We start from the raw sequence: 26,939 nt of genomic DNA, 5'->3' as shown, positions 1-26,939 counted from the left end.
CTTGCGACCCCAGCACTCGGGCAGACCATGGACCATTCCATGCACAACATGCCGGGCATGACGATGCCGGCAAAGCCGGCGGCCAAACCGAAAGCGAAGGCTGCGGCCAAGCCCGCGACCAAGCGTAAGGCCCCCGTCCGACGCACCGCGCCACGCCGCGCGCAACCGGCGAAGGCGCAGGCTGCCGACCCTCATGCCGGGCATGACATGAGCGGAATGCAGGGGATGGATATGGGCGGTCAGCAGCAGGCTGCGCCCACCCAGAACCCGCACGCCGGGCACGATATGTCCGCTATGCCCGGCATGGCCGCATCGACAGATGCGAGCCAGGATCCGCATGCCGGCCACGACATGAGCACGATGCCGGGCATGGCGATGCCTGGCGCTCAGCCCGCTGCCAAGGTCGGAACCGACCTTCCCCCCGGCAACAAGCCCGCTCCCGCCCCGGCCGGCGACCACCTCGCCGATCGCTTCTGGGGCGCTGACGCCATGGCCAGCTCGCGCGAGAACGATCTGCGCCGCGAGCATGGCGGGATGACCGTCTATCAGATCCTCTTCAACCTCGCCGAATATCAGGCACGCAAGGGCGGCGACGGCTATCGCTGGGACGGAGAGGCCTGGATCGGGGGCGACATCAATCGCTTCACGCTGAAATCCGAGGGCGAAGGCACGTTCGGCAAGCCGCTCGAACAAGCCGAGGTGCAGGCGCTCTACAGCCGCGCTCTCGATCCCTACTGGAACCTCCAAGCTGGCGTTCGCTACGACTTCAAGCCCAACCCCTCACGCACCTATGCAACGGTAGGGATCGAGGGGCTGGCCCCCGGTTGGTTCGAGGTGGAGGGCGCGGTGTTTCTCTCTGACAAGGGCGACGTGCTTGGCCGTGCCGAAGGCTATTACGACCAGCGCATCACCAACTGGTTCGTGCTGCAGCCCAGGGTGGAGGCCAACTTTTCCGCGCAGGACGTGCCCGAAACCGGCACCGGCTCCGGTCTCACCGACCTCGAGGCCGGGCTTCGGCTTCGCTACGAGGGCCGGCGCGAGTTCGCCCCGTACATCGGCGTGTCTTGGGAGCGGCAGTTCGGCGACACCGCGCGCTTCACCCGCGCACGCGGCGACAGTACGGGCGGCTTCAGCTTCGTTGCGGGCGTGAGGACCTGGTTCTGAGCCCGCGGCTCCGCCTCCATGTCGGTGCGAGCAAGGTCCACCGCTGGCTCGCGCTCCTGATCGGAGCGCAGGCGATCGTCTGGTTCACCAGCGGGCTCATCATGAGCCTGCTGCCGATCGACACGGTGCACGGCGATCACCGGATTGACCGAAACGTCGAACCAGCCTTGGTGGCGAGCCAGGACTTCGCGCCGGTCCCTGCCCTTCTCGCATCGGCCGGAGCGCCGGTGCGTCAGCTCCAGCACCGGATGCTGCTGGGGCGGCCGATAGTCGAAGCCCAGCTTGACAACGGCAAGGTGCGTTTGCTGGACGCCCGCACCGCGAAGCCGCTGCCCGCGGTCGACCGAGCGGCCGGCGCGCTGATCGCAAGGCAGGCGTATCGCGGCGATCCCGGCTCGGCGCCCGTCGTTGAGCGGATCGAGCGCCCGAGCACCGAGTACCGCGGTGCCCTCCCTGCCTGGTGGGCTTCCTTCCCCGATGCTGACGGGACCCGTATCTACGTGGCGGCTGAGACCGGGCGGCTGACCTCGGTGCGAACCGGCACGTGGCGGCTCTACGACTTCTTCTGGGGCCTCCACATCATGGATTGGACCGAGCACGAACGGTTCAACACGCCATGGCTCAACGCCTTCGCCGCGGGCGGTCTCGTGTTCGCTGTCGCCGGCGCGATCCTGCTCTTCATGCGCTGGCCCCGTCGACGCCGCAGGAAAGCTCAAGGGGTCCGCTAGAGAGCCGCGTATCCTTCAGTGGGTGGGGCCGAACAGGAGAGCGCGAGATGGACCACGACCCCAATTCCAAACAGGGCGGCTCTATGGGGATGAGCTACGGGCGCTTCGCCGCGATGATCGCGACGTCGACGGTCGTGATGTTCGGCCTCATGTATCTCAACACCTACGCGCTCTCCCATGTCGAATACAGCCAGACCCGGACGTGGATGGCGATCGTCATGGGTGCTGTGATGGCGATCATCATGCTTGGTTTCATGTGGGGCATGTACCCCAACCGGCGCGCCAACCTCGGCATCGTGGCCGCATCGATCGCGGTGTTCGCAGGCGCCTTGTGGCTCGTGCGCAGCCAGGAAACGGTCGGCGACGTCGCCTATATGAGGGCCATGATCCCGCATCACTCGATCGCGATCATGACCAGCGAACGCGCGCACATCAAAGACCCGGAGGTGCGCAAACTCGCGGACGGGATCATCGACGCTCAGGTTCGCGAGATCGCGCAGATGAAGCGCTACATCGCTCGGCTCGAGGCGCAGCCCACGCGCGACGATGCCCCCGACCTCCCCTCTTACCGCGACAAGCAGGCGGCGCCCCCTCCGCCGGAAACGGATGAAAGCGTCGGCGTGAATACGCTTCAGCCGATCCGGTAAATCCGGCCGCCCTGAGGGATGACGCTTCGGGGCGCGTATCATCCTCACGGGCGGGGGCCACGTGGAGAACCCAGATGAAGATGATAGCGACCATGACCGCCGCCCTGCTTGCTGCCTCGCCGGCTCTGGCGCAGCAAGCCGGTCACCAAGGCATGAACCACCAGGGCATGAATCATGCCGGCATGATGCAGCCGACGGCGGCTGATCCCTACGGCCCGGACATGATGAAGATGCACGAGCGCATGATGGCGGCGAAGGGTGCCGATGCTGGCGAGACGTGGATCCGCCAGATGATCGAGCATCACCGTGGCGCGGTCGCCATGTCGCAGACAGCGCTTCGGAGCACCCAGAACGCGGAAATTCGGCGCGAGGCGCAGAAGACCATCGCCAGCCAGAACCGCGAGATCGCGACGCTGAATGCGATGCTTCGTAAGATGGGCAAGCGCGTCCAGTAATCGACTTCCGTCCCTCCCCCCGTCACATTGCGGGGGGACGGCCACCCGGGAATATAGCCATGACCCACCTCCGCCTTGTTGCTGCCGCGCTGGCCTTCGCTTTTCCTGTGGGAGCAGTCGCCGCGGGACCGGTGCTGATGCATCGCGATCCGGGTTGCCCGTGTTGCGAGAAATGGGCGCAGCAGGTGAAGGCGCAGTTCGGCCGTGCCGTGCGCGTGGTCGACGATGCGAACCGGCCAACTTTCATGAAGGCACGCGGCGTGCCTCAAGACCTCGCCTCGTGCCACACTGCCATCATCGATGGCATGACCTTCGAAGGGCATGTCCCGATCGCCGACATGAAGCGCGCGCTGGCCACGCACCCGAAGGGCGTCACCGGTCTCGCCGTCGCTGGGATGCCCATGGGCTCACCCGGCATGGAGATGCCGGGCATGAAGGCTCAGTCCTATGACGTGATCGCGTTCGGGCCGAGCGGCCGCAGGGTGTTTGCTCACCACTAAGAGAGGAGGCGCGGACGCCTCCCCTCCCGTCGTTACTTCTTCTGCATGCCCGACATGTCGTGGCCGGCATGTTCGCCGTGCTTCATGTCCTTCATGTCGGCGCAGCAGTCCTTCTTTGCGCCGTCCTTGTCTTTGCAGCAGTCGGCGCCGTCCTTGCAGCACTCCTTCCCCGCGCAGCAGTCAGCGGCGGCAAAGGCCGTGGCGGGAACGAGCGCGAGCGCGATGGCCGCGCCGATGAACCTGATGGTCTTCATGTCTTATTGGCCTCGAATGCATTGATTGATCGGAATCCAGGTCGATCAGGCGGTTCGGGGAGGTGGCGGCGCAGGGCCGCCCGAGCGGCCATCGAGGGCACGATGCTCGCGTGCGGGCGGGTCTTCTCGCGCGGCGAGTTCCGATGCGGGAGACGCATGGACGTCGGGTGCGGTCGCGATGCAGGCACCCACGCAGTCCATCGCAAGGGTCTTCTTTATCGGGTTGGGCGGCGCGCGATCACAATCAGCCATCGCGGAATGCGCCTCGGCGAGCGGAGCCGCCTGCGCCAGGGCCTCGCACATCGGCCCCATCCGCACGAGCAGCATCGTGCCCAATAGGGCAAGCGTCAGCGTGCGGAGAAGGCGCCCGATGCTCATGCGGGTCTTCTAGGGTGCGCCGGGCCGCCGCGCCAGATCAGTGCGCGACGCCCAGCACCATCCAGATTGCCATGACGACCATCATCACGTTCTCGGTCAGCGACAGGAAGCCCAGCGGCACATTGCTGTCGCCCCCCACGCACGCACATTTCAGCTCGCGCTTGTCGACGTAGACAGCCTTGATCACCGAGACCGCACCAATCGTCCCGATCACCAGCGCGATCGGCACTGACAGCCAGGACAGCACGCCGGCCGCCATCAGCACGCCCGCCGCCCCTTCCGCATAGGGGTAGATATAGGAGTATGGCACCCAGCGCTTCGCGAGCAGGTCGTAGTTGAGGAACATGGTCGCGAACTTCTCGACGTTCTGGAGCTTCAGCAGCGCCAGCACGCACATCGAGAAAGCGATGAACCACTCACCCGCGCGTACCGTGAAGGGTGTGCCGAGCACGGCATAGCTGGCCGCGAGCGCCATCAACGCCGTCATCGCGAACACAACCGCGACCGGCCGGTAGGTCACCGCCGTGGGGTCGGCCACGGTCTTACCGAAAAACCGGCGGAGATCGTCGTAGCCTCCTACCCGCTCGCCACCGATGAAGGTCTGCGGCGTCGTTTTGACCCCATGCTCGGCTTTGAACGCGTCGGTTTCCTCGCGCGTGCGTAGCCAATGGTCCTCGACCTCATAACCCTGCCGGCGCAGCAGATCCTTCGCCTTGATCCCGTAGGGACAGGTGTGGGTCGGCATCACCATCCGATAGATCGTCGCCTTCTTGGGCGCGAACGTCGCCATTCGTCTTCTCCGGCCTCTGTGCCCGACCTATATGGCATCCGTACTATAGTACGGAGTCAAGGCATGACCGGCATGACGATCGCAGGGCTCGCTCGAGAAGGCGATGTGGGCGTGGAAACGATCCGCTACTACCAGCGCCGAGGTCTTCTCGACACGCCCGACAGGCCGATAAACTCCGGGTCCGGGGGCGGTATCCGCCGCTATGGCCCGGGGGATGTTCGCCGGCTGCGCTTCATCCGATCGGCCCAGGGCGCCGGCTTCACGCTGGAGCAGATCGGCGAGCTGCTGGCGCTCGACGCGACCGACGATCGCGCACGCGCACGCGAGCTTGCCAGCGAGCGGATTACGGTGCTGGACGCCAAAATCGAGGAGCTTGAGCGGGTACGCGCGTCACTGCGGCATCTCGCACACGAGTGCGGAAACGGATCAGCGGGACCGTGCCCTATTCTGGCGGCTTTCGATCACGCTTGAGCGTCAGCTCGGGCGATGGCGATGCTCGACAGATCGGTTCTGACGTCGACCGGCACGCCGGCGTGCCTGCGCTCGGAATAGCGGTCGACGAGCTGGGTTGCATATGGGCGCAGCAGGACGGTGAAGCGCACCAGCTCCTCCATTACATCGACGATACGGTCGTAATAGCTCGACGGCTTCATGCGCCCCGCTTCATCGAACTCCTTGTAGGCCATCGCGACCGAGGACTGGTTCGGGATCGTGAACATGCGCATCCAGCGGCCGAGCAGGCGCAGCGTGTTGACCGCGTTGAACGACTGCGATCCCCCCGACACCTGCATGACAGCGAGCGTGCGCCCCTGCGTCGGGCGCATTCCCTTCATTTCGAGCGGCAGATGGTCAATCTGCGCTTTCATGATGCCGGTGATCTGGCCGTGCCGCTCAGGGCTGCACCAGACCTGGCCCTCAGACCACATCGCCAGCTCGCGTAGCTCGTGGACGGCCGGGTGATCGTCGCCCTGGACCTGGTCGGGCAGTGGCAGCGTGGACGGATCGAAGATGCGCGTCTCAGCGCCGAACAGCCGCAGCAGGCGGGCGGCTTCCTCGACGGCGAGGCGCGAGAACGAGCGTTCGCGCAGTGACCCATAGAGCAACAGGATGCGCGGGGCAGGCTCGGTCGGGCCAAGACCCTCGGCAGGATATTGGCGAATATAAGACGGGTCGAGCGCCGGCAGAACATACGGATCGGCAAGGGTGCGAAGCGGCATCAGAGGGCTTTCACGAGGTAGTTCGCCGAGGCGGGGCAGAGGGAGCTGAACTCGCGCGTGGCGGCAATAGCTGAGGGTGCCGCATGCCGATCGGCAGCCGCATAGCCGAGCGTTTGGAAGAACGGGGCCGCGGTCGTGGTCAGCAGATGCAGCCGCTGCACGCCGAGTGCGTGCGCTTCTTGTTCGAGCGCCGCGACCAGCGCGTGGCCGATGCCGGCACCACGACGCTCGGGGAGGACGAGGACGGAGCGGAGCAGGCGGTCGGCTCCCCCGCCTTCCAGACCGCCATAGCCGACGAGTCTATCTGCATCGAACCGGAAGAACACGCGATCAGGCTCCGCGAGATCGGCGCTCGGCAGGTTCGCGTTGTCAAGGAACCACGCCAGTCCTGCCAGTTCACTTGCTTCAAGACGTGTAGCCGTCATCGCCATCATGCGATGCTGATCCTGATTGCGAGCGCCGCAAGCGTGATGAGCAGCACCGGCACGGTTAGCGTGACGCCGACGCGGAAATAATAGCCCCACCCGATCCGCACGCCTTTCTGGCCGAGAACGTGAAGCCACAGGAGCGTCGCGAGCGATCCGATCGGCGTGAGTTTGGGACCGAGGTCGCAGCCGATCACGTTGGCGTAGATCATCGCCTCCTTGATTGCGCCCGTGGCATGGGCCGCATCGATCGACAGCGCGCCCACCAGCACGGTCGGCATGTTGTTCATCACCGAGGAGAGGACGGCTGCGATCACGCCTGTTCCCAAGGCGGCACCCCAGACACCGCCTAGTGCCGTGCGATCGAGGAGCGCAGCCAGATGATTGGTCAGGCCGGCGTTCCGCAGGCCATAGACCACCAGGTACATGCCGAGCGAGAAGATCACGACCTGCCAAGGTGCGCCGCGCAGCACCTTACGCGTCTCGATCACGTGCCCACGTCCGGCGATCACCAGCAGCAGGATCGCGCCGGCAGCGGCGACGGCGCTGACGGGCACGCCGAGCGGTTCGAGCAGGAAGAAGCCGGCGAGCAGCAGCGCGAGAACAATCCAGCCTGCGCGGAACGTCGCGGTATCACGGATCGCGTCATGCGGCACACGCAACGCTCCCACGTCATAGTCGGCGGGTATGTCCCGCCGGAAGAACAGCAGCAGCGCGCCTAGCGTGGCCGCGATCGACACCAAATCGACCGGCACCATCACGGCCGCATATTCGCCGAACCCGATCTTGAAGAAGTCGGCCGACACGATGTTGACGAGGTTCGACACGACCAGCGGCAGGCTGGCGGTGTCGGCGATGAACCCGGCCGCCATGACGAACGCCAGCGTCGCCCTGTCCTTGACTCCCAGCGCGCGCAGCATCGCGATGACGATCGGCGTCAGGATCAGCGCTGCGCCGTCGTTGGCGAACAGCGCGGACACCGCCGCGCCCAGCAACACGATCAGGACGAACAGCCGGCGACCATGCCCCCTGCCCCACCGCGCGACATGGAGCGCAGCCCATTCGAAGAATCCGGCTTCATCTAGCAACAGGCTGATGACGATGATGGCAACGAACGCCGCGGTCGCGTTCCACACGATGCCCCACACCACAGGCACGTCGGACATCGTGACGACGCCCGCTAGCAGCGCCACGACCGCCCCGCCCATGGCGCTCCACCCAATGCCAAGGCCCTTGGGTTGCCAAATGACGAGCGCGATCGTGGCGGCGAAGATCAGGACGGCCAGGAGCATCAGGCGACGCGCTGGCCCGAAGCGTCCACCACTTGCTCACGGTCTTCCTTGGTGAACGCGCCGAGCTGATCGCTTGGCAGCAGATCGAGAACGGCTTCAGAGGGCCGGCACAGCTTCACGCCGAGTGGCGAGACGACCAGAGGCCGGTTGATGAGGATCGGATGCGCCATCATCGCGTCCACCAGTGCGTCGTCGGACAGCGACGTGTCACCCAGGCCCAGCTCCGAATAGGGCGTGCCCTTCTCTCGCAGGAGCTCGCGGGGCGCTATGCCGGCACGATCGATCAGCTCGACCAGCAGGGCACGCGAGGGCGGTGTCGTCAAATACTCGACCACATGCGGTTCGATGCCGGCATTGCGGATCATGGCCAGTGCGTTGCGGGACGTGCCGCACTCGGGATTGTGGTAAATGACGATATCGACAGGCACGAAGCGTCCTTTCAGCAGCAGGGGGCGAGTTCCGCGACAAGCGGCGCACACAGCTCGGCATTGCCGGCGCAGCAGTCCTTGACGAGGAAGAGGGTGAGCGCACGCAGGCCGTCCAGGTCAGCGCAGTAGATGATGGATCGGCTGCGACGTTCGGATCGCACGAGGCCCGCGCGTGCAAGGATGCCGAGGTGTGCGGACATGGTATTCTGCGGCACGTCGAGCTGACGGGCGATGTCACCGGCTGCCATACCGTTGGGTTCATGCCGCACCAGCAGGCGGAACACATCGAGGCGTGTCGCTTGCGCGAGCGCGCTCAAAGCGGAGATGGCCGACTCGTTTTCCATATATCGAGCATAGCGGATATATGGGGGTAGGCTAGTCGCCCTGGTCTGTGCTTCCGTACCTTACCCTTCCGCGACGAAGGACTCCTGTTCCGGTGCCGGAAGGTGGCGGTACAAGGTTGGCACCGAGACGCCGATCGCTGGCGCGATCTCACGCATTGGCATGCCGGACGCCAGAAGTTTGCGAGCCGCCTCGAGCCGCTTGGGCGTCATCACCGTTTTCCGGCCGCCTACCCTGCCCTCCCGCCGCGCCACCATCAGGGCGGCCGTCGTGCGCTCGCGATTAAGGTCGCGTTCCATTTCCGCCATCGCGGCCATGATATGGAAGACGAGCTTGCCGGCAGTGCCTGCGGTGTCGATCCCATCGGTCAGGGATCGGAACCCGATTCCTCGTTCGGCCAGATCAGCGGCCAGGTCGACCAGCCCCTTCATCGTTCGGCCGAGACGATCGAGCTTCCACACCACCAGAACATCGCCGGCGCGCGCGTGCGACAGCGCGTCGGCCAAGCCAACCCGGTTCGCCTTGGCACCACTGGCCTTGTCGCTGAAGGTTCGTTCGCAACCCGCCTCGCGCAGAGCGTCGAGTTGGGGCGTCAGATCCTGTTCGGGGGTCGAGACCCGGGCGTAGCCGATCAGCATGAAAGGTTCTCAAAACTCATCTCGCGTGCCTAGCACGAGCCCCTGCAATCGAGAATGTGTTTTGATACGCCCGTATCCCCTGCTAGACGTTCTCACATGGTAGCGCATCAAAATCGATCGTTTGCGAGAAATGCGGTTGCGCTCGCGCAAAGGGAGCCGCGCGGCTCAATCGGCGCCCGTGGCTGACTGCGAGCATGTCGCGGGTGGGTTAGACGGCTCCGTCGTCCACTGTTTCAGGTGCAAGTCCACCGTTTCAGGTGACGATCGCTCGGGGCAGAATGTCCACCCTTTTGGGGAAACCGACAACGTTCCGGCTACGGATTTTGCCTGAAATGCGAGACCAGTCTCACGCCAGTGCAACGAGTCTCAACCACGATGACGAACGAAACGGCCGATGGTCACCGACGATGAGATTTCTGTCACGGCTGATGAGACTGGCGGGCAAGGCGACGAGCTGGCTGGCGGTCGCGTTCCGGATGTCGCCAGCGGCTCGGCCGACCTCGACGCGATCATCGCGGGCGCACTCACTGTCCTCGATCGTGCCGAGCCGCAGGACCTTTATCTCCCGGAGCTTGCACCCACCGATCAGGAGCGCGTCGACGGCTTTGCCAAGCGCGGCCGCGCGCCGGCGACGCTCCAATCCTACAAGTCCGACTGGGACCTATTTGTGGCCTGGTGCCTCGAACGGCGATACCGGCCGCTGCCGGCGTCGCCGGCGACGGTCGCGGCGTTCCTGAGCGAGCTCGCCACCACCGGTTTCACCCCCGCGGCCGAGCAGCGCACCAAGACGGGCAAGCTGCGCGCACCCCGCGCTCCCCGGAAGCTGACCCGGTCGACGATCGAGCGACGCCTCGCCGCGATCGTGTTCGCGCACCGGATGGCAAAGGTCGAGCCGCCGACGTCGCAACCCGGCGCCAGCGATCTCGACCTGGTCATGGGAGGCATCCGGCGCACCAAGGCTGGCGAGGAGAAGAAGAAGAAGCGCGCGGCCGACGGCGACATCCTGCGCGACATGCTCCGCGCAATCGCCGGCGACGACCTCCGTGCGCACCGCGACCGCGCGCTCCTCGCGATCGGGATGGGCGGCGCATTCCGGCGCTCGGAGCTGGTGGCGATCACCGTCGCCCAGGTGACGCGAGACCGCGAGGGACTGACGGTCAGGGTCAAATCGTCAAAGACCGACCAATATGGCGAGGGCCAGGGCGTGGCCGTGCTGGACGGTCCGCGGCTAGAGCCGGTTCGTCATTACGAGGCGTGGATCGCGATCGCCGGGATCACCGAGGGGCCGGTGTTCCGCAAGCTGACACCCCAGGGGCGCCTTACCGACAAGCCAATGAGCACCAAGGGAGTGGCGCTGGTGGTCAAGGCGGCCGCAGCTGCGGCAGGCTATCCGCCCGAAGCGTTCTCCGGGCACTCGTTGCGCGCAGGGTTTCTCACCGAGGCAGGGCGACAGAACGCCAATCTATTCAAGATGCGCGAGCACAGCCGACACGCATCGATCGACATGGTTGCGGAGTACGTCCGCGATACCGAGCGCTACCGCGATCACGCCGGAAAGGCCTTTATGTGAGCTTCACGCGGGTGATCAGGATCGTCGGTAGACGGAGGTGGCGACGATTCGCTCGCTTCTATAGAACGCATTTTCTACAGCCTATGGACGGTTGGGTCCTGAGCATCATGTTGATGCTTGTGACGTGGTTGGCATTTTTGCAGTGCCTCGCTTGGCTGACCGTACATTCAACTGGATGGTGGCGCTTTCTCCTGCTGATCACTTGCCTTGTTGCAATGACCATTACGTCTGTAGAGTTCGGCGGGCGCTTTCGCGCGCTAGGAGAAAGGACGACGACATACCAGGGAGTGTTCTGGGCAAGTCTTGCACCGGCGATCATGATCCCAATGGTCGTCGTAACTGCCAAGCCGCTTGAGCGCGCATTCTCTGATCTAAGTCTGACGTCGATTGATGCCATAGTCCCGGCGTCTCTTGCCGGATGGGTATGGCTTCTGAGCGCGATGCTTAAACTGCCTTGGGACACGGCGACTACGATCCGCAAGAACGCTCACGGTAAGTGGAGCGAAACCGTCGCTCGTAAGGCGCGCGCGATGAGCTTGGTCCTGAGAGAACTTAGGACCGACCGGTGGCGTGACGAGCGAGATCGTCAGGCGGCGGAGTCGGCCGCTTTGCGCGCGAGCTGGCGACCTGATCGACACGACTGAGTTTCATCGGCGTCGGAGAGTCTCGCTCAAAAGCCGACATTGTTGGCGATAGCACGAGCCGCACCCAGGCACGTTGTCAGCGATAGCACGAGATTTTCACCCACGTTGTCGGCGATAGCACGAGTCAAACCTGCCGCCGCCTGCGGCGATGTTCGCGTAGGCTCCCACTCGGGAGCGCGTCCCGATCGACCATGGAGTCGACGGCGCCGTCCCCGCCACGCCGATCGGCCTGGTGGCACTGAACAGGGGAACGCTCGAACGGACAAACAAAAAGCCCGGCCGAAGCCGGGCTCTCGTGGCGCTGACTAGCAGCGGCGTAGGAAACCAACAGCTAGTCGGTCTCACCTGAGATAGCAAGATCGACGCGTGATTCACGCCACCGATCGTTGCGTCCGAACGGGCTCCGATTGGGGAGAACCGAACGATGGGTCGCGCCTTGAATCCAGGCCGCGGATTGCGTCGGCACGATGCCGCCGCGGTCGCTGCTGACCAGCTCGCACAGGGCTTTCGTGGCCTGCCAGAAGGGGTCACGAGGGGTAAGGTCCTGGCAGCGCTTAAGGGCGCAGCGTCCTCGCTCGGGATTGACTTCAGGGTCGTGATGCTCGTGGATGTGCTCTTCGGATATACCCAGGATGCCGACTGGCAAGCGGCGCACGAACCGATCGTCTGGCCGAGCAACGAGGAGCTGGCCGAGAAGCTCGGCAAGAGCGTCCGCCAGGTCCAGTACTACCTAAGTGTGACGGCCTGCAATGATGATCGGTTCGACGCGAGATAAAGGGCGCACTCTGGCGCATAGTCTGTGAGACCGTCGAGGTGCTTGGGCGCACGTTATTCGAGAACCAGCGTACGATCTTTGAGACGGACGCGAGACGGTCATCAGTCAGCGCACGCTTTGTGAGACCTTCAAATCGGCACCGGCGACGCGCATCCGTCGCTGGACTGTGCGCATGTTACGATCGTGAGAGCCCCATTGATGTGACGCCGAGTTAGCGGCTATCGCCTTCGGACCCACTGAATTGGTGTTCATTGGACCGCTTAATCACAGCATGTAGCCGATATCCGAAGCCCCGGACGGATAAGCGAACATGGTCGATTTCAGATCGTCGGCCGTCAGACCATGCCGGATCGCGAGCGCGAACAGATTGATGACCTCGTCCACATGCGGTCCGACCAGGTGAGCCCCGAGCACCCGGTCGTCGCCTTCATCGACCATCACCTTGAACCCATAAACCGGTTCGGCCGCTTGCCGCGCGGAGTACCAGTTGGGGACCAGATTGCTTTTCACGCGGAAGCGCAGGCCCCGCTCGCGCGCTTCGGCTTCGCTGAGCCCGACCGAAGCGATGGGAGGAAGCGTGAAGGCGACGCTGGGGATACCCCGATAGTCCGGGCGGAGGTGGTTGCCTTCGAGCATGTTGCCGGCGACGACCTTGCCGTCATGGCTCGATACCGGCGTCAGCGGAGGCCCCATCTGGGCCGCGTCGCCGGCAGCATACACCGCCGGGTTGGAGACGCTTTGCAGATGCTCGTTGAGCGTGAGGCGGCCCCGCTCGTGTGCGATCCCCGCCGCATCGAGGTCGAGTGCTTCGAGCGCCGGGCGTCGCCCGGCAGCATGGACGATCAGATCGGCCGCGAAGCTCTTGCTCACCCCGCCCGTGGAGGCGCGAACCGAGAAGCCGTCGCCTGTCTTGTCGATCGCCTCGACCTCCGTATCGAGCTGCACGTCGATCCCCGCATCGCGCAGGCGGGGCATCAGCCAGCCGACCAGATCGGGGTCGAAGCCGGTCAACATGCGCGGCCCGCGTTGGAGGATGGTCACTTGCGCCCCGGCGTTCGCCGCGATTGTAGAGAACTCCGCCGCGATGTATCCACCCCCGACGATCACGATGCGCCGGGGCAGGCTCTCAATCGCCAGGAACGCCTCATTGTCGATGACGTGCTCTTCGCCGGGCAAGCCGAGCGGGACCGGTTCGGCACCGCTGGCAACAAGGAAATGGCCGCCAACCAGCGTCTTTCCCTCCACGACGAGGCTGTTCGCGCCGGTGAAGCGAGCCGGGCCGTGGTAGGTATCCACCCCGGCCTCATGGTAGCTTCGTTCATGTTTCCCCGGCACCGGATCAGTGAAGGTGCGCTTGAACGCCATCAACTCGCGCCAGTCGATGCAGTCCTTTCCCACCACGCCGTTGCTCCGCATCCGGCGCGCGTCGTCGATCACAGCGGCCCCGTGGCGTAGCATCTTTTTCGGATCGCAGCCGCGCAGGGCGCAGGTGCCGCCATAGGGTCGGCAGTCGATCACGGCGACGCTCTTGCCGGCCTTGCGAACGCGCATGGCCGCTACCCGCGCGGCAGTTCCCGCGCCGATGACGACCAGATCATAGGTGTCGGGCACGAGCTTCTCCTTGGCGTGGTTCAGGTTCCCCGGCTGGCGTGCCGTCAGGCGCAGCAGCTCGCCGTTGATCCCGACGCGCGCGCTTCCTGTATCGGGGGACAGGGCACGTCACCGAAGGAGCAATAAACGCAACAGTCCCCGGCGTTGGGGCGAAGCACCGCGGCGCAGCCTTTGCAGTCGTAGAAGAACTGGCACGCATCGGTCGGCATGGTGTCGGTCGATTGGTGGCCGCACTTGGGGCAGGTCAACGTGGAGGTGAGCAGCATTACAACACCCAATTCATGAGGATAGGCTCGATCGAGCCCCAGATAGCGGCCAGGCCGACCAGCACAGTTGCCGCAATCAGGAGGCCGACGATCCGGCGCGACCTGACATCAACCGCACAGGCGTCCCCCGGCGCACAGGCCGTCTCGCGCTTGCGCCACCACATGGCCCAAGCGACCACGAGCGCGACCGCGCTCAGCACCAGAAGCGGCGCGCGAATGCTCGCCAGCCCTACGAAGCTGCCGGCGAGCCCAGCACCCACGCCGAGCGAGGCGAGCGCGAGTGGCAGAACGCAGCAGGCCGCGGCGGCCGTGACCGCGCCCAGGCCCAACGCAGCCGCTATTGATGCGACACCCCGGACGGGCGGCCCACCCGGTGTTGAGGGTTGCCTTGCGACGGTATCCGTCATTATCTGTTCCTCGATGGGATCGGATTGCTGAACCGCCGCCCCGGAGGCGAAACAAGATCGAGAATCGACACCCCGATCATCAACACCAGCCCCGCATACAGCACCCATTCCGCCCGAACGCCGCGAAGCGACATCAGCAGGGCGGCGATGAGAACAAGCACAGGTCCAGTGACGCCTAACGCTAGGCGCAGCCAGGTCTTGTGACGAAGGCCGGTGCGGAGGTTCGCCGCCAATACGATGAGCGCGGAGAGCGGCAGAACGTATCGGATAAAGGGGCCTTCATACTGGCTCAGAAAACTCAGGCCGATCCCGGCACCGAGACTGCCAAGGGCGGGAAAGCACGCCGCACAGCCGAACGAGGCGATGATCGCGCCGATCACACCCGTTTTATCGGCCGTTCGCGTTAGGGAGTCCTCAGTAGGCACAGCCGTTCCTTTCACCCGCTCCGCCGCAGCGACTCACCGCGCTCGCCTTGGCTCCTCGACAGGATCATAGTCGAAACCTTATATGCACCCTCCAGCAACTGTAGGGTCAAGGGCCGTGGCTCTGAAAATCGGCGACCTCGCCAAGGCGACCGGCACAAAGGTGCAGACGATCCGCTATTATGAGGAGATCGGCTTGCTGCCCGCGCCGGCGCGCACCGAAGGCAACTACCGGACCTATGCTTCGGCGACCCTTCGCCGGCTGTCATTCATTCGCCGCTCGCGCGGCCTTGGTTTCAGTCTCGACCAAGTGCGAGAGCTGCTGGGCTTGGCCGACCATAGCGATTGGTCCTGTGCCGCGGTCGAGACGATCGCGCGCGAGCACAGGGCGGCGATCGAGCGCAAGATCGCCGACTTGGCAGCCCTGGATGGCGAGCTGGCGCGTATCATCGACCGATGCGGACACGGCACCGTTGCCGAGTGCGGCATCCTTGAAGCCCTGTCTCCTGCCTAAGACGGCAGTGCATTACCGCTTCTCCCAACAGCGCGCGCGGCTCGCAAGAAATACGTCCGGTTTCCTTGTGGTCGCAATCGGCCACCCGATCGCGGCCGTTCAGAACGAGAAAAGCCGTTGCGGAAACCAGCGTCAGAATGCAGGGTGGTAGCTGTCTTTCCTTGCGGGTGAACCGGCCTTCTCATGCTGATCGGATACGTCCGCGTCTCGAAAGCCGACGGCAGCCAGACGCTGGAGCCGCAGCGCGACGCGCTGCTCGCGGGCGGCGTCGACCCGAGCCGCATCTACGAGGACCTCGCATCGGGTCGGCACGATGCTCGGCCTGGCCTGACCGCGTGCCTGAAGGCGCTCCAGCCCGGCAACACGTTGGTGATCTGGAAGCTCGACCGGCTCGGCCGTGATCTCCGTCACCTCGTCATCACCGCAGAGGATCTGCGCTCGCGCGGGATCGGGCTGAAGGTGCTGACGGGTGCCGGCGCGCAGATCGACACGACGACCGCCAATGGCCGGCTCGCGTTCGGCATCTTCGCCGCATTTGCCGAGTTCGAGCGCGAGCTGATCACCGAGCGTACGCGCGCCGGGCTCGCTGCAGCGCGCGCCAGGGGCCGGTTGGGCGGGCGCCCGCGCAAGATGGACCGCTCGACGCTGCAAATGGCAATGGCGGCGATGAGCGACCGGAAGGCGGTCGCGGCTGAGGTGGCCAAGCGGCTCGGCATCACGACCACGACGCTCTACCACTACATCAACGGCGACGGCACGCCCAAGGCCCCCGGCCAGGCGCTCCTCGACGGGAAGGCGATGCCCAAACCTCCCACCCGGGCTCGCGAAGAGCGACAAGCGGCGTGACCGTCTGGCGAGCGCCCGTTCCAGCCGAGGCGCTCGCGACCCTGAAACGACGCCTCGCGGCGCTGCCGCCCCGGCACCCCGACCGCAAGGAGATGATGGCGTCGACCTGCCGGCTCTACGCCGTGTCGCGCGCCACCCTGTACCGTGCGCTACGCGGCGAGCACCGTCCCCGCGACGCGCACCGCTCCGATCGCGGGCACGCGCGCGTCATGGGCGACGGCGAGATCGAACACTGGTGCGAGATCGTCGCTGCGGTGAAGAAGAGCACCACCAACAGGAAGGGCCGCCACCTCTCGACCGCGCGGGCGCTCAGGCTGGTCGAGGAGCATGGGGTCCACACGCCCGATGGCCATCGCAAGCTCGCGCCCGGGTTGCTCACCATCTCGACCCTCAACCGACATATGCGCCGGCTCGGGTATGACCACGCGCGCCTGACACGAGAGCCCGCGGCCGTCCGTTTCCAGGCGGAGCACGCCAACGACCTGTGGCACTTCGACCTGAGCCCGTCCGACCTGAAGCAACTCGCGGTTCCCCCGCCCTGGGTCGACCTGGAACGGGGCGGCGCGCCCACGCTGATGCTGTTCTCGGTCGTCGATGACCGGTCGGGGCTCGCCTACCTCGAATACCACTGCGTATATGGTGAGGATGTCGAGGCGGCGCTCGGTTTCCTGTTCCGCGCCATGTCGGCCAAGCCGGACGGCACGACCAACCCGCTCCAGGGTATCCCCAAGCAACTCCACCTCGACAACGGCCCCGTCGCGAAGTCAGCCGTGTTCAAGCGGGTAATGGAGAGCCTGGACGTGATCGTCACTCCGCACATGCCGGCCGGATCGGACGGTGCGCGCACGACCGCACGCGCCAAGGGCAAGGTCGAGCGGCCGTTCCGGACGGTGAAGGAGGCGCACGAGACACTCTACCATCATCACCAGCCCGACACCGAAGCCGAGGCGAACGCTTGGCTGACCCGGTTCGTCGATCGCGAAAATGCGCGCGATCACCGGCACGAGGCTCACTCGCGCGTCGATGACTGGCTTGAGCGCCAGCCCGAGGGCGGGGTCCGCGCGATGTGCGCGTGGGAGCGGTTCTGCTCGTTCGCGCGCGAGCCCGAGCGGCGCATGGTCGGGCTGGACGCGCGGGTGTCGGTCGCGGGGGTCACCTACGAGCTCGACCCCGAGCTTGCCGGCGAGGCGGTCGTGCTGTGGTGGGGGTTGTTCGACGCCGAGCTGTTCGCCGAGCATGGCGACGAGCGCTACGGTCCGTTCGATCCCGTGGGCGGCCCCGTACCGCTCCATCGCTACCGCAAGCACCGCAAGAGCAGGCGCGATGTCCGCCAGGACCGCGTCGCCGAACTCGCGACCCGCATTTCCATCCCGCGCTCCGCGCTGTCGGGTGAGCCCGACCTGATCGCGCGCGAGCCGCACCGCGCCATGCTCGCCACCCGCCCATTCGACGGTCCCGACCGGTTCGAGGAGTTGGCGTTCGCCACGCCGCTGAAGGCGCGCGCGGCGATCGCGGAAGAGCTGCGCGTGCCGCTCGGCAAGCTCAGCGCGGACGACCTCCAATTCATCGCCGACCTGCTCGCCCGCACGCTGGTCCGCGCGGAGGTGATGGTCGCCATCCGCGAACGGTTCCCGCCCGGCCGCGCCCATGCGGGATGAGGAGCCTGCCCCATGCTGACCGAAGTCATGCACCACTACCGGCTTGCCCGACCGCCAGTCGATGTTGGGTTCTACGAGACTGAGCACCACAAGCAAATCGTTCACGACCTGCGTACGACGATCATGGCGGGCCGGCTGATCGCGCTCACGGCCGTGATCGGGTCGGGCAAGTCGCTGCTGGTGCGCAGGTTGCGCGAGGCGCTGGAGCGCGAGAACCGCGTTATCGTGTCGCGCGCGCTCAGCCTGGAGAAGGCCAAGATCACGGTGCCGCTGCTCGTGTCGGCGCTGTTCTACGACCTCAGCCCGGACAAGCTACCCACCATCTCGCGCCAAGCCGAGCGCCGCGAGCGCGACCTCCAGGAGCTGTTCCGCAAGGCTAAGAAGCCGGTCGCGCTCTTCGTCGACGACGCGCACGACCTCCACGCCAACACACTGAAGGCGCTCAAGCGTCTGGTCGAGCTGGTTCAGGAGGGTGGCGGGCAACTCTCGGTCGTCATGCTGGGCTACCCGCGTCTGAAGAACGACCTGCGTCGCCCCACCATGGAGGAGGTGGGTGACCGCACGACGCTGTTCGAGTTCGGAGGGCTGCGCGACCGGCAGCGCGACTTCATCGACTGGGTGCTCCGGGCTTCGCTGGAAGAGGGCGTCGAGCCCGAGGAGGTCATCACCGACGACGCGGCGACGCTGCTCGCCGCGCGGCTGAAGACGCCGCTCCAGCTCAGCCGCTACCTCGTCCGCGCGTTCGAGGCGGGGTTCGGGATCGGCGCCAAGCCGATCGACGGCACCATCGTTGACGGCGTGCTGTCGCGCCGCCTCGACGACATAGAGCCAGAGCTGAACCGGCACGACTACGACGTGAAGGCGCTGTGCGACCAGTTCGACGCCAAGCCCGCCGAGATCAGGAAGCTCATGCGCGGCGAGCTGGAGGGTACACGGGCGACCGAACTAACGGACGAGATGCGCATCGCGGGACTGCCAATATGAACGTCTCACGTAGCGTGCGTCGCGTGGCCTGCGTCTCGCGTCCGTTTCACCCGAGGTGCGCCCGTTCTCAACTATAGTGCGCTAGAGCACGGCTTCGGTCTCACGGAGCGTGCGCCAGAATAGACCTATAATCTCGCGCCGGGCCGACCATCATTGCAGGCCGCTACAGCTAAGCGCATCGTCGAGGACCGGCGCCGGCGCGGCAAGCACCTGAAGCAGCACAGCGGCAGGACGCCTGGCGGTCAGAAGCTCTCGCCCGCGTCGTTGATCCGAGCCTACCAGGAGGAGGTCGACCGCAAGCGCTCCATGATCCGGCGCGCCGACGCCGCCCGCGACCGGCTTCTGCTCGTCACCGAGGCGCTGCGCCGGCTTAGGCGATCCGAGCAGTTCATGGCGCTGCTCGAGGACGAGGACCTCGCCACCATGCCCGAGAACATCGCAGCCAGGCTTACCCAGGCGGGAGCAAGACCATGAGCGCCAACCGACCAATGCCCGTCCGGCTCGCGTTCGAGGAGGCGAGCCTTCGCATCTCCATCGGCGCCATCATGCCGCTCCGGTTCGTGTCCGCGGCCGTGAAGAAGTCGGTCAAATACGGCCAGATCGCCGCCTCGATCGCCGAGGTCGGCATCATCGAGCCGCCGGTGGTCGCGAGAGACGCGGCCGACGCCAGCCGCTTTCACCTGCTCGACGGCCACCTGCGCGTCGAGATCATGCGCGAGCGGGGCGAGAGCGAGGTCGTGTGCCTGGTGGCGACCGACGACGAGGCGTTCACCTACAACAAGCGGGTGAGCCGGATCGCCACCATCCAGGAGCACAGGATGATCCTGAACGCGATCAAGAAGGGCGTATCGGAGGAGCGGCTCGCCCGCGCGCTCAACGTCGACATCGCCAACATACGCATGAAGCGCAACCTGCTGGTGGGCATCTGCCCGGAAGCGGCCGACCTGCTCAAAGACCGGCACGTGCCGCTCAACGTCTTTGTCGAGCTGCGCTTCCTCAAGCCCGTGCGCCAGGTCGAGGTGGCCATGAACATGATCACCATGAACCGGTTCTCGGTCAGCTACGCGCGGTCGCTCGTCGCCTCCACGCCCGCCGACCAGCTCGTCGCCGGCAAGCCCCGGAAGGTGCCGGGGCTCACCGACGACCAGATCGCCACCATGCAGCGCGAGAGCGAGAACGTGGACCGGCAGTTCAGGCTGGTGGAGCAGAGCTACAGCTCCGACCACCTCGATCTCATGCTGGCCACTGGATACGTGAATCGCCTTCTCGCCAACGCGCGCGTGGTGCGCCACCTCGCCCAGCACCACGCCGACATATTGGCCGAGTTCCAGAAGCTGAACGACCTTCGGGAAGCGGCGTGACCGGGAGAGCGTCGCGTGCGTGGGGAGTGAAAAGCCTGAGGATTGTCAGCTCTCCCGTCGGTCGGTGTGTGTCGCTCTTCCGACACGGCGGGTACGCCGTCGAGGCGGGCGAACAGGGGTGGCCGGCTTTACGCCTGCCGCCTGGCTCCTGCTCGCGCGCAACGTGGCAATCAGGCCCGTGATGCTGGTGATGATCGCGGCGACACCGGTCAGGGTCGCTCCGTCTGGCATGGTCATGGTCGACTCCGAATCTTGAGACCATGCCTCACTGTTCACATTATGTTCTTGTAGGACAGCCCTGATTTGCGTTTCCCGACAAGGCCAGCCGTCATTAAGGGCTGGACTATGGAGGCGACCACGAATGCGTGGGAGGAAGCAAAACCCGAGGAGATCATAGGGACCGCTGATCCATTGTCGCTCAAGATGTGACGTCGCACCCACCCTTCCAACTAAGAGGGGCGCGGCGCCATGCAGGTTCATCTGCCCGGCACAGCGCGACCTCGCCATCGCCGACCCGCTCGATGCCCTGCGCAACCTGCGAGGCGGCGCGCGGTATCTCCAGCAACAGCTGACCGCCTTCGGCCGTGTTGACCTGGCGCTCGCCGCCTACATGTCGGACCCGACCGCGTCCGCGGTGCCATGGCCGTGCCCACCATCGCTGGCACTCGCGACTTTGCCGCCCGCGTCACACAAGGCTGGTGACTAGCCCTCGGGCTGGCGCCGGCTTCCCGCGCCAGCGCACCGCGAGAAGCCCCCTCTCTTTCGCACGCGGCTGGATCAGTTCGTCGCGCTGCTCGCCTTCGACACCGATCACGGGAGCGAGCCGCTCACCGAATTATGAACCGCAAAGCCGTCCGCCTCCGTCAAAATAATACGATCCCCAACCATTATAGGAGCCGCCATAATCCGATGATGTCAGGCCGGTGTTCCACCGCCCGAGGCCGATAACGTCAGGGTCGTCTTAGTCCGGCCAGTGCCGCTCCAGCACCGATCGGAACGCGGCTTCCGCGTCGGCGCGCGATCCGCCGTCGCGCGGCAACAACGTGAGTGTCACGGCCTTGCGCGTCCGGCGGTCGACGCGGAGCAACGGCACTCCGTCGGCGTTGGCGAGTATATCTGCCGATCCTGACTTCTTGGGGGATCCTGACTTCTTGGGGGCGTTGGCCGCGACGGTCAGGTAACGGATCACGTCCGGAGGCGAGGCGGGACCGCCCTCCCCTCGCCCGCGTTTGGCGGCCAGCTCGCGCGCGGCCTGCTCGACACGCGCGCGGCGGTCTTCGGGCTTCAGCAGCGGCTTCAGCATAGTGACGTGTTTGATCCCGAGGTCGTGCGGCGATGCGAACGCCGACAAAAGCGCGTCCGGCAGTCGCGCCAAATCAAGGTAGCGGCTCATCCAGCTGCCGCTCACCTTGAGTCGCTCCGCCATCGCGCCTTGCTTGCCGCCGTAGTACAAGTTGAGCGCCCGGAGATAATCGCGCGCGCGCTCATAGTCCGAAATGTCCTCGCGGGCGCGGTTCTCGAGGTCCGAGAGGCGAAACGCCTCTTCATCAGTGAGGTCTCTTATCTCGATGAGGAAGCGGAATTCAGCGTAGTTATGGCTGCGCAGCCAGCTCACCGACCAGTGCCGGCGCGCGCCCGAGATCACCTCGTAGTCGTATGTCGGGTCATTCTGGAGCCTGCGGACTAAGGCCGGCATCTCCTGCTTGCCTTGTGCCTTCAGGCTCTCGATCAGATCGTGGCAGCGCTCCTCAGACAAGGCCGCATAATCGCGGTTATGCCCGGGCCACATCCGGCAGCGAGCGGGATCGACTAGCTCCACCGCCCGGTTGACGAGCGAGCCTGAGGCCAAGTCAGCCAGGCGGTTGCTGCGGCCGGCGAGCACGCCGGTCGCGAGCCGCGCGGCTCGTGGCGGCTGGGCCGTCGAGCTGTCGATCGCGCCCGCCAGATCGGCCGCGAAACTACTGTTCTTTCCGCTCACTGGTTCGCCTCCGAACTCGATTTTGCACCGGTGCAAAATCCGGTTTTCACGCCAGTCCCTCGCGCCGCAGGCGCGCGTCATGGCTCGGCCACATGGACCTAATGTCGATCTCAATCTCGCCATTGACGCCGTCGAGATACGCTAGGCAGCGGTCGCGCACCGATCGGCTCGTCGTCGGACCTTCAAGCTCGTAGACGGTCATCAACCGGGCGCTCGCATTGTCGATCTCGGCCGAGTCCTTGAGCGGCGTACGCACGAGCGAGTGGCCGTAGAGCTGGCTCATGAGACGCATCAGCTCTTTTTGCATGGATTTATTCTCGTCGACCTTAGACGCCACGAAGCGCAAGAAGGCCAGGTGAGTGTCCATGCCGTGCTGCGCGAGCACCTGCATCGTTTCGTCCAGCATGGCCAGAAACGCTGCGGTAGACGCGAAATCCATGATGGTGGGCGGCACAGGCACGACCAGCGCGTTGGCGGCGCGGAGCACCGACAGCGAGATAGCGCCCAAGGCCGGGGGTGGATCGATCACGACGATGTCGTAGCGGTCGGCAACGGATGCGATGCCCTGCTGCAGCCGGTCAAGGAGTGCCCCCTGCCCCCGCGCCATGCGCGCCGCGAGTTCGTACTCGGACTGGAAGAGCCGCAGGTTGGCGGGTATGAGATCGAGACCGTCGAAATGCGTGCGCCTGATCGCGTAGTCGAGCGACACCCGTTCGTCCTCACGCAGGAACGGATACAGCGTCTCCGACTCGTCGAGATCAAGATCTGGCACATAACCGAACAGCGTCGTCGCCGAGGCCTGGCTGTCGCAGTCCACGAGCAGCACACGGTAGCCGCGCATCGCGAGGTACTGCGCCAAGTGCACCGACAGTGTCGACTTACCTACGCCGCCCTTAAAATTCTGCACCGCTACGACCGCGCATGGATCGTCTGGCTGTCGCCAGGGCCGCGTCTGGAAGACGCCGCGCATATCGTTGAGCTGCGCCAGCGTGTAGCCCACGCGCCGGTTGCTTTCCGTCCGGTCCACCGCGGGTAACCGCCCGTCCTTCTCGGCCTCGCGGATCGCGGCGGGGGTGCGCCCCACCAAGTCGGCCGCCTTGCCGATCGTGAACAACGGCTCCCGCCGCTCATCAGCGCGCCGGCTTTGCGCGCCGTTGCGAAGCTTTTCCAAAATCACGGAAGACCGCTCGGCAAGCGCCGCTACGCGGTCCTGGTCGGCCTGCCCCGCCAGCCTAAGCGCTGTCGCCACATATCCCCTTTCACAAACGCAGCCGAGAATGTGTGATTTGCGCTTCTACGTCAACGCATAGCGTATTTGTGCAAACCAGCAGAAACCATGGCCCAGAATATCGAGCGGCTGACCTGATGGGGGCGGTCCGGGCTTATCGGACGCGTTTTGCACCGGTGCAAAATCAACCCGGGCGACCCTTGCGCGCCACATAGCTTTCGCAGAACCCCTGCCAGCTGCGCGTGAGCTTCGTTCCGCTCAATCGCTCCAGCCGCTCGCCCATATGCGTGCGGTAAGCATCGGCGATCAGGTCAATGTCCCAGCCTCCGCCGTGCGTGCGGCCAATCGCTAGGAACTCCTCGCCGCCGGCCCAACGAAGCGAGCCAGTGGGGAAACCGGCTGCTGGGGCAGGGGAGGGCCCGATAATTTTCGCGCTCAGCGCTCCCGCGACCTTCGCCACCACCGCGTCGATTGTCGTCGGCGCCACGCGATCCGCGGGGCCGCTCGGCTCCTCCGCTACAACAAGCTGCTCAACGGCACCGTCGCGTCGCGGCCGCCGCCCTGCCGAGTGCCGCGCCAGCTCATCGACTGTGCCGATCTGAGCGGGCGCGTCCTTGGCCTCGAACCGGAATTCAAGTTCGACGACGGTCCTACCCTGACGAACCTCTTTCCAATGCACCTGGAAGTGCGCGAGCTGGTCGATCTCGGCCTTGGCCGTTTCCAGCACCTTGCGCCGGAGCTGCGCGAAATCCTTATAAATGTCGGGCGCGATGCCCAGTGCCGCGCGCAGCGCCGGCATGTCGCAGCGCCAGACCGGCTGCCGCCGATGGATGCGCAGCGCACCCAGCTCGTAAAGCTTAAGCGCATAGGCAGACCGAAAGCCCAGCACTGCCTGCCGGTTGAGGACCGCATAGGTCTCCGACTCCTGGATGAGCTTGCGCGCGTCGGGCGTGAATTGCCATTCGATCCAGCCTGCCTCGACGCCGTCCTCGTCCTCTGCCTCTTCCTTCGACATCTGAATAAGCGAGAAGCGCCGCGTCGCCTTCTTCCCGCGCCAGCTGCGGTCATCCTCCGCGAATAACGTCCGGTGCAGCTCCTCGAGCATGTCGGAGATCCGCTCATTGCTCTTGTGTCCGCGTCTAATGTCGGCCTTCCGCATGCGGTGGGGCGTGTCGCGCCATGCGTCGCCGCCTGCGGCCAGGATCATGAGTGCTAAAAGCCGCGAGGCGGTCAGGCTGAGCGACTGCCCTTTGACGAAACGGACCTCGACGAGCCGACCCGGCTTCGCAAACTCGTCGGTACGCTTGGCCGACAAGGCCGAGGCGACACGCATCGCGCGTCCCACGACCGCGGACTCCTCCCCGTCTTCCTCATCAACTGGATCGACGCCATTCATACCGGCCCTTTCATGGCAAAGCTGCCTGACCTGACTTGGACGGTCAAGTCAGGTCAGGATTCTGCCGCTATCGAAGACCCCCAAGAGGTCAGGATGCCCCCAACCGGTCAGGATAACCCCGTCAGGTCAGGCCATCTCCCCCGATTCGACAGGCTGGAGCCCCCGCCCGGTCAGGCAAACTCCCCCAGGAAGTCAGGTCTAGAGCTAACGACTCACGGAAAACAGCCACGAACGCTGTCGTGAATCAGAATCCGGGAATCGAGAATTGCTTCCGCTGCGAGGCAGCGGTGGTTTGAAAATCTGACTTAAGGATGTCGGAGAACACCAGGAGGGGGAAGGAGAATGATCGCGAGCGAGGAAAAAGGCGATGCTGCTGACCGCAGATCGTTTGAGCAAGAAATTCGTCGGCCTCGTCGGCGCACCACGTGGCGTGTTGCTCGGCCCCATCGCTCTGTGCCGTTGTCCCGTGCGCGCGGACCACACGCCGAGCAGCCGCCCGGGCAGTCGGTTCCGCCCTACGCCCCTTAACGCGTCCTGACGGTGCAGCAGAGCGTCGATTAAGGCCACGGTCCGCACCGGGGCTTTCCGGCTAGCCATGTCGATGGGCGGGAACCGCAGATTGCGCATTACCGGCGTCCACGGCCGCCACTTCGTCGAGATTGGACGCGAGGCGGGCTTAGGCCTGGCCGTGATCCGGCAAGCGCTGGCCGAGATCCGCGCATCGACCGAGGAGGTGAGGGACCGAGTGGAGGCGGCGTCGCCCCGCGACTTCCGCGGGGCTCTCCACGCGAGCGTTCAGGCGGCGATCGAGAGCCGGTCGGAGCGGCTTGGGACAGCCGAGATCTGATTGCGGGCTGCGCGCACCGTCCTCGCAAGGTCAAGCCAGCTGTTGCGACCGTCGTATAGCGTGATAGTCTGCGCACGCCGCTCGGTCAGTCCCGGCGGTGAGGCGTCGTAACCTCAGGTCATTGCAGCCGGTCGACATTCATGTCGGCCGGGTGGCCGTCACGCATGTCCAGGGTCCGCCTAAAGGTGGCGGCGCCTTGTGCAATGCAGGGTTACGAACACCCGGCTCCCGGCCGGATCGCCTCCATTCTGAAGGGAGGCGATGATGACGCAGAAGAGCAGCGTCGGCGAACTAGTTGATGACCTGCCGAACCCGCGCGCCCCGATCTCGCATAGGATCGACCGGCAGGCGTTAGAGCGTAACCTGGCCGGCACGAGGCTGATGCGGCGGGTGGATGGCGGTCCACCTACCCGGTTGCCGTCAGGCGAGTGGATGCATCGCATCGCCCTCGACCTGCCCGAGGCCATGCTGGACGCGTTGAAGGAGAGGGCAGGGGAGGGCACCTCGCTCGGGCAGGTGATTCGGTCCGCACTCGTTCGTGATGGCATCGGCGGCGGCGCGCACGTCCTCGGCATCTGCGACGGCACCTACGCTGATGACGGGGAGCATTCTGAAACCGAGGCGGAGCTCGGCGGGATCGCCGACCAGCTCTCGAGGCTGGTCCTCAATCAGGGAGACGAGCGGTGATCTGGATCCTGTTCGCAGCCGCGGCCGGGATCGCGACCTGGGCCGCGATGGGCATGCGCTCGGGCGCGGTCGAGCGCCAGAAAGGACAACCGCTCCTTTGGGGCGCAGGCGCTACCGCGGCCGTGCTCTTGGCGCTCGGCATATACGTCGAGGTGCAGCAGCAGCGCATGGTGACGCGGATCATGGACGAGGGCACTGACCTATTCGAGCGCGCCGAGGCCAAGGCGGACGTTCGTCGGGCGGAGTTCCAGGCTAAGCGCGATGAGTTCGATCGTAAATTCGAGGCGCGCCAGAACGCATTCGACCGATCATTTGAGGAGCAGGGCGACAGGATCGACCGCGCGTTCAGTGAGCGCCGCGCGGCGATGAAGGACCAAGAAATACCTAAGCTGGACGAGTCCGCTCCGGCTGAGTCCAGACCGGTTCCATAAGCTTTGGAAGATCCTGAACATGTGCCGACCCCGTCCAACATGGTAGGGGAGGGACG

The 26,939-nt window shown here is 65.4% G+C and carries 34 protein-coding genes; 18 read left to right on the top strand and 16 right to left on the bottom strand.

From position 1 onward, the window contains the following. The first annotated feature begins 27 nt into the window (after positions 1 to 27). The 5 genes from CKY28_RS06020 (at position 28) to CKY28_RS06000 (ending at position 3,494) form a co-directional block, all read left to right on the top strand. On the top strand, positions 28 to 1,164 hold the full coding sequence (locus CKY28_RS06020; RefSeq protein WP_217989565.1) for a copper resistance protein B: 1,137 nt from the start codon (positions 28 to 30) through the stop codon (positions 1,162 to 1,164). Next, entirely contained in the window at positions 1,155 to 1,892 is a 738-nt protein-coding gene (locus CKY28_RS06015) for a PepSY domain-containing protein (protein WP_095997659.1), read from the top strand. The genes CKY28_RS06020 and CKY28_RS06015 overlap by 10 nt, the downstream gene beginning before the upstream one ends. Before the next feature lie 47 nt (positions 1,893 to 1,939). Further along, on the top strand, positions 1,940 to 2,539 hold the full coding sequence (locus tag CKY28_RS06010; protein ID WP_217989544.1) for a DUF305 domain-containing protein: 600 nt from the start codon (positions 1,940 to 1,942) through the stop codon (positions 2,537 to 2,539). A 74-nt stretch (positions 2,540 to 2,613) separates the two neighbouring features. Next, the gene (locus CKY28_RS06005; protein WP_095997409.1) at positions 2,614 to 2,994 is read left to right on the top strand and encodes a DUF305 domain-containing protein; all 381 of its coding nucleotides are present in this window, start codon (positions 2,614 to 2,616) and stop codon (positions 2,992 to 2,994) included. Between the two features lie 59 nt (positions 2,995 to 3,053). Continuing rightward, positions 3,054 to 3,494 (top strand): DUF411 domain-containing protein, encoded by a 441-nt coding sequence (locus CKY28_RS06000; RefSeq protein WP_245841629.1) that lies wholly within the window; start codon positions 3,054 to 3,056, stop codon positions 3,492 to 3,494. Between the two features lie 32 nt (positions 3,495 to 3,526). Here CKY28_RS06000 and CKY28_RS05995 read toward each other — a convergent pair whose 3' ends face one another. The 3 genes from CKY28_RS05995 to CKY28_RS05990 are packed head-to-tail and all read right to left on the bottom strand — an operon-like array spanning position 3,527 to position 4,916. Next, on the bottom strand, positions 3,527 to 3,748 hold the full coding sequence (locus CKY28_RS05995) for a hypothetical protein (protein WP_095997408.1): 222 nt from the start codon (positions 3,746 to 3,748) through the stop codon (positions 3,527 to 3,529). 45 nt (positions 3,749 to 3,793) lie between these two features. Beyond that, entirely contained in the window at positions 3,794 to 4,126 is a 333-nt protein-coding gene (locus CKY28_RS18170; protein WP_141243861.1) for a hypothetical protein, read from the bottom strand. Between the two features lie 37 nt (positions 4,127 to 4,163). Beyond that, positions 4,164 to 4,916, bottom strand: a complete 753-nt coding sequence (locus CKY28_RS05990) for a MauE/DoxX family redox-associated membrane protein (protein WP_095997407.1) — start codon at positions 4,914 to 4,916, stop codon at positions 4,164 to 4,166. Positions 4,917 to 4,979: 63 nt separating this feature from the next. Here CKY28_RS05990 and CKY28_RS05985 point away from each other — a divergent pair, with 63 nt between their 5' ends. Next, on the top strand, positions 4,980 to 5,387 hold the full coding sequence (locus tag CKY28_RS05985; protein ID WP_095997406.1) for a MerR family transcriptional regulator: 408 nt from the start codon (positions 4,980 to 4,982) through the stop codon (positions 5,385 to 5,387). Here CKY28_RS05985 and arsH read toward each other — a convergent pair. Genes arsH through CKY28_RS05955 form a run of 6 tightly spaced genes read right to left on the bottom strand, consistent with a single transcriptional unit; the run spans position 5,378 to position 9,258 of the window. Beyond that, on the bottom strand, positions 5,378 to 6,133 hold the full coding sequence (gene arsH / locus CKY28_RS05980; protein WP_095997405.1) for an arsenical resistance protein ArsH: 756 nt from the start codon (positions 6,131 to 6,133) through the stop codon (positions 5,378 to 5,380). The two genes, CKY28_RS05985 and arsH, sit on opposite strands and share 10 nt — an antisense overlap. Then, entirely contained in the window at positions 6,133 to 6,567 is a 435-nt protein-coding gene (arsN2, locus tag CKY28_RS05975) for an arsenic resistance N-acetyltransferase ArsN2 (protein ID WP_245841627.1), read from the bottom strand. Before arsN2 ends, arsH begins: the two co-directional genes overlap by 1 nt. Next, positions 6,564 to 7,850 (bottom strand): arsenic transporter, encoded by a 1,287-nt coding sequence (locus CKY28_RS05970; RefSeq protein WP_095997404.1) that lies wholly within the window; start codon positions 7,848 to 7,850, stop codon positions 6,564 to 6,566. The genes arsN2 and CKY28_RS05970 overlap by 4 nt, the downstream gene beginning before the upstream one ends. Further along, positions 7,850 to 8,278, bottom strand: a complete 429-nt coding sequence (gene arsC, locus CKY28_RS05965; protein WP_095997403.1) for an arsenate reductase (glutaredoxin) — start codon at positions 8,276 to 8,278, stop codon at positions 7,850 to 7,852. Before arsC ends, CKY28_RS05970 begins: the two co-directional genes overlap by 1 nt. 11 nt (positions 8,279 to 8,289) lie before the next feature. After that, a complete protein-coding gene (locus CKY28_RS05960) occupies positions 8,290 to 8,622 on the bottom strand; it encodes an ArsR/SmtB family transcription factor (RefSeq protein WP_095997402.1) in 333 nt (110 codons plus the stop codon). A 60-nt stretch (positions 8,623 to 8,682) separates the two neighbouring features. Continuing rightward, positions 8,683 to 9,258: a recombinase family protein gene (locus tag CKY28_RS05955; RefSeq protein WP_095997401.1), complete on the bottom strand. Its 576-nt coding sequence runs from the start codon at positions 9,256 to 9,258 to the stop codon at positions 8,683 to 8,685. A gap of 394 nt (positions 9,259 to 9,652) precedes the next feature. Between CKY28_RS05955 and CKY28_RS05950 the strand changes: the two genes are divergently transcribed. The 3 genes from CKY28_RS05950 to CKY28_RS05945 all read left to right on the top strand — a co-directional run bounded on the left by CKY28_RS05950 (position 9,653) and on the right by CKY28_RS05945 (position 12,247). Continuing rightward, positions 9,653 to 10,828: a tyrosine-type recombinase/integrase gene (locus tag CKY28_RS05950; protein WP_095997400.1), complete on the top strand. Its 1,176-nt coding sequence runs from the start codon at positions 9,653 to 9,655 to the stop codon at positions 10,826 to 10,828. Between the two features lie 83 nt (positions 10,829 to 10,911). Then, positions 10,912 to 11,472, top strand: a complete 561-nt coding sequence (locus CKY28_RS18565; protein WP_176472973.1) for a hypothetical protein — start codon at positions 10,912 to 10,914, stop codon at positions 11,470 to 11,472. A 424-nt stretch (positions 11,473 to 11,896) separates the two neighbouring features. Beyond that, positions 11,897 to 12,247 (top strand): helix-turn-helix domain-containing protein, encoded by a 351-nt coding sequence (locus CKY28_RS05945; RefSeq protein WP_095997399.1) that lies wholly within the window; start codon positions 11,897 to 11,899, stop codon positions 12,245 to 12,247. A gap of 264 nt (positions 12,248 to 12,511) precedes the next feature. Here the strand turns inward: CKY28_RS05945 and CKY28_RS05940 are convergent, their stop codons facing one another. From CKY28_RS05940 to merC, 4 genes are all read right to left on the bottom strand, one after another. After that, a complete protein-coding gene (locus CKY28_RS05940; RefSeq protein ID WP_007406355.1) occupies positions 12,512 to 13,858 on the bottom strand; it encodes a dihydrolipoyl dehydrogenase family protein in 1,347 nt (448 codons plus the stop codon). Between the two features lie 44 nt (positions 13,859 to 13,902). Continuing rightward, positions 13,903 to 14,124 carry a GDCCVxC domain-containing (seleno)protein gene (locus CKY28_RS19260; protein WP_082450164.1) on the bottom strand — a complete coding sequence of 74 codons (222 nt, stop codon included), beginning with the start codon at positions 14,122 to 14,124 and terminating at the stop codon, positions 13,903 to 13,905. After that, positions 14,124 to 14,453, bottom strand: a complete 330-nt coding sequence (locus tag CKY28_RS18560) for a mercuric transporter MerT family protein (protein ID WP_007406366.1) — start codon at positions 14,451 to 14,453, stop codon at positions 14,124 to 14,126. The genes CKY28_RS19260 and CKY28_RS18560 overlap by 1 nt, the downstream gene beginning before the upstream one ends. A gap of 77 nt (positions 14,454 to 14,530) precedes the next feature. After that, complete coding sequence (gene merC / locus CKY28_RS05925) at positions 14,531 to 14,956, bottom strand: organomercurial transporter MerC (RefSeq protein ID WP_133177339.1); 426 nt, start codon at positions 14,954 to 14,956, stop codon at positions 14,531 to 14,533. A 115-nt stretch (positions 14,957 to 15,071) separates the two neighbouring features. Here merC and CKY28_RS05920 point away from each other — a divergent pair, with 115 nt between their 5' ends. The 6 genes from CKY28_RS05920 to CKY28_RS05895 all read left to right on the top strand — a co-directional run bounded on the left by CKY28_RS05920 (position 15,072) and on the right by CKY28_RS05895 (position 20,316). After that, complete coding sequence (locus CKY28_RS05920; protein WP_007406344.1) at positions 15,072 to 15,467, top strand: MerR family transcriptional regulator; 396 nt, start codon at positions 15,072 to 15,074, stop codon at positions 15,465 to 15,467. Between the two features lie 183 nt (positions 15,468 to 15,650). Then, on the top strand, positions 15,651 to 16,313 hold the full coding sequence (locus CKY28_RS05915; RefSeq protein ID WP_007406363.1) for a recombinase family protein: 663 nt from the start codon (positions 15,651 to 15,653) through the stop codon (positions 16,311 to 16,313). Next, the gene (locus CKY28_RS05910; RefSeq protein ID WP_007406365.1) at positions 16,310 to 17,971 is read left to right on the top strand and encodes an IS481 family transposase; all 1,662 of its coding nucleotides are present in this window, start codon (positions 16,310 to 16,312) and stop codon (positions 17,969 to 17,971) included. The genes CKY28_RS05915 and CKY28_RS05910 overlap by 4 nt, the downstream gene beginning before the upstream one ends. Before the next feature lie 12 nt (positions 17,972 to 17,983). Then, entirely contained in the window at positions 17,984 to 18,955 is a 972-nt protein-coding gene (locus CKY28_RS05905; RefSeq protein ID WP_095997397.1) for an ExeA family protein, read from the top strand. A gap of 153 nt (positions 18,956 to 19,108) precedes the next feature. Next, entirely contained in the window at positions 19,109 to 19,429 is a 321-nt protein-coding gene (locus tag CKY28_RS05900) for a hypothetical protein (RefSeq protein WP_095997396.1), read from the top strand. Beyond that, the gene (locus tag CKY28_RS05895) at positions 19,426 to 20,316 is read left to right on the top strand and encodes a plasmid partitioning protein RepB C-terminal domain-containing protein (RefSeq protein ID WP_095997395.1); all 891 of its coding nucleotides are present in this window, start codon (positions 19,426 to 19,428) and stop codon (positions 20,314 to 20,316) included. The genes CKY28_RS05900 and CKY28_RS05895 overlap by 4 nt, the downstream gene beginning before the upstream one ends. Before the next feature lie 961 nt (positions 20,317 to 21,277). On the opposite strand, the gene CKY28_RS05890 is transcribed toward CKY28_RS05895, so the two are convergent. From CKY28_RS05890 to CKY28_RS05880, 3 genes are all read right to left on the bottom strand, one after another. Further along, complete coding sequence (locus CKY28_RS05890; protein WP_176473002.1) at positions 21,278 to 22,294, bottom strand: ParB/RepB/Spo0J family partition protein; 1,017 nt, start codon at positions 22,292 to 22,294, stop codon at positions 21,278 to 21,280. A gap of 46 nt (positions 22,295 to 22,340) precedes the next feature. Continuing rightward, the gene (locus CKY28_RS05885; protein ID WP_095997393.1) at positions 22,341 to 23,543 is read right to left on the bottom strand and encodes an AAA family ATPase; all 1,203 of its coding nucleotides are present in this window, start codon (positions 23,541 to 23,543) and stop codon (positions 22,341 to 22,343) included. A 163-nt stretch (positions 23,544 to 23,706) separates the two neighbouring features. Continuing rightward, positions 23,707 to 24,855, bottom strand: a complete 1,149-nt coding sequence (locus tag CKY28_RS05880) for a replication initiation protein (protein ID WP_095997655.1) — start codon at positions 24,853 to 24,855, stop codon at positions 23,707 to 23,709. Between the two features lie 664 nt (positions 24,856 to 25,519). Here CKY28_RS05880 and CKY28_RS05875 point away from each other — a divergent pair. From CKY28_RS05875 to CKY28_RS05865, 3 genes are all read left to right on the top strand, one after another. Further along, on the top strand, positions 25,520 to 25,765 hold the full coding sequence (locus CKY28_RS05875; protein ID WP_176472972.1) for a hypothetical protein: 246 nt from the start codon (positions 25,520 to 25,522) through the stop codon (positions 25,763 to 25,765). Positions 25,766 to 26,026: 261 nt separating this feature from the next. Beyond that, positions 26,027 to 26,452 carry a hypothetical protein gene (locus CKY28_RS05870; RefSeq protein ID WP_095997391.1) on the top strand — a complete coding sequence of 142 codons (426 nt, stop codon included), beginning with the start codon at positions 26,027 to 26,029 and terminating at the stop codon, positions 26,450 to 26,452. Further along, entirely contained in the window at positions 26,449 to 26,883 is a 435-nt protein-coding gene (locus CKY28_RS05865) for a hypothetical protein (RefSeq protein ID WP_095997390.1), read from the top strand. The genes CKY28_RS05870 and CKY28_RS05865 overlap by 4 nt, the downstream gene beginning before the upstream one ends. The last annotated feature ends 56 nt before the right edge of the window (positions 26,884 to 26,939 follow it).

It is taken from the genome of Sphingomonas lenta, from assembly GCF_002288825.1.
GTDB lineage: Bacteria > Pseudomonadota > Alphaproteobacteria > Sphingomonadales > Sphingomonadaceae > Sphingomonas > Sphingomonas lenta.
The sequence above is the reverse complement of the archived record's forward strand: the minus strand, read 5'-3'. Positions and strand labels throughout refer to the sequence as shown.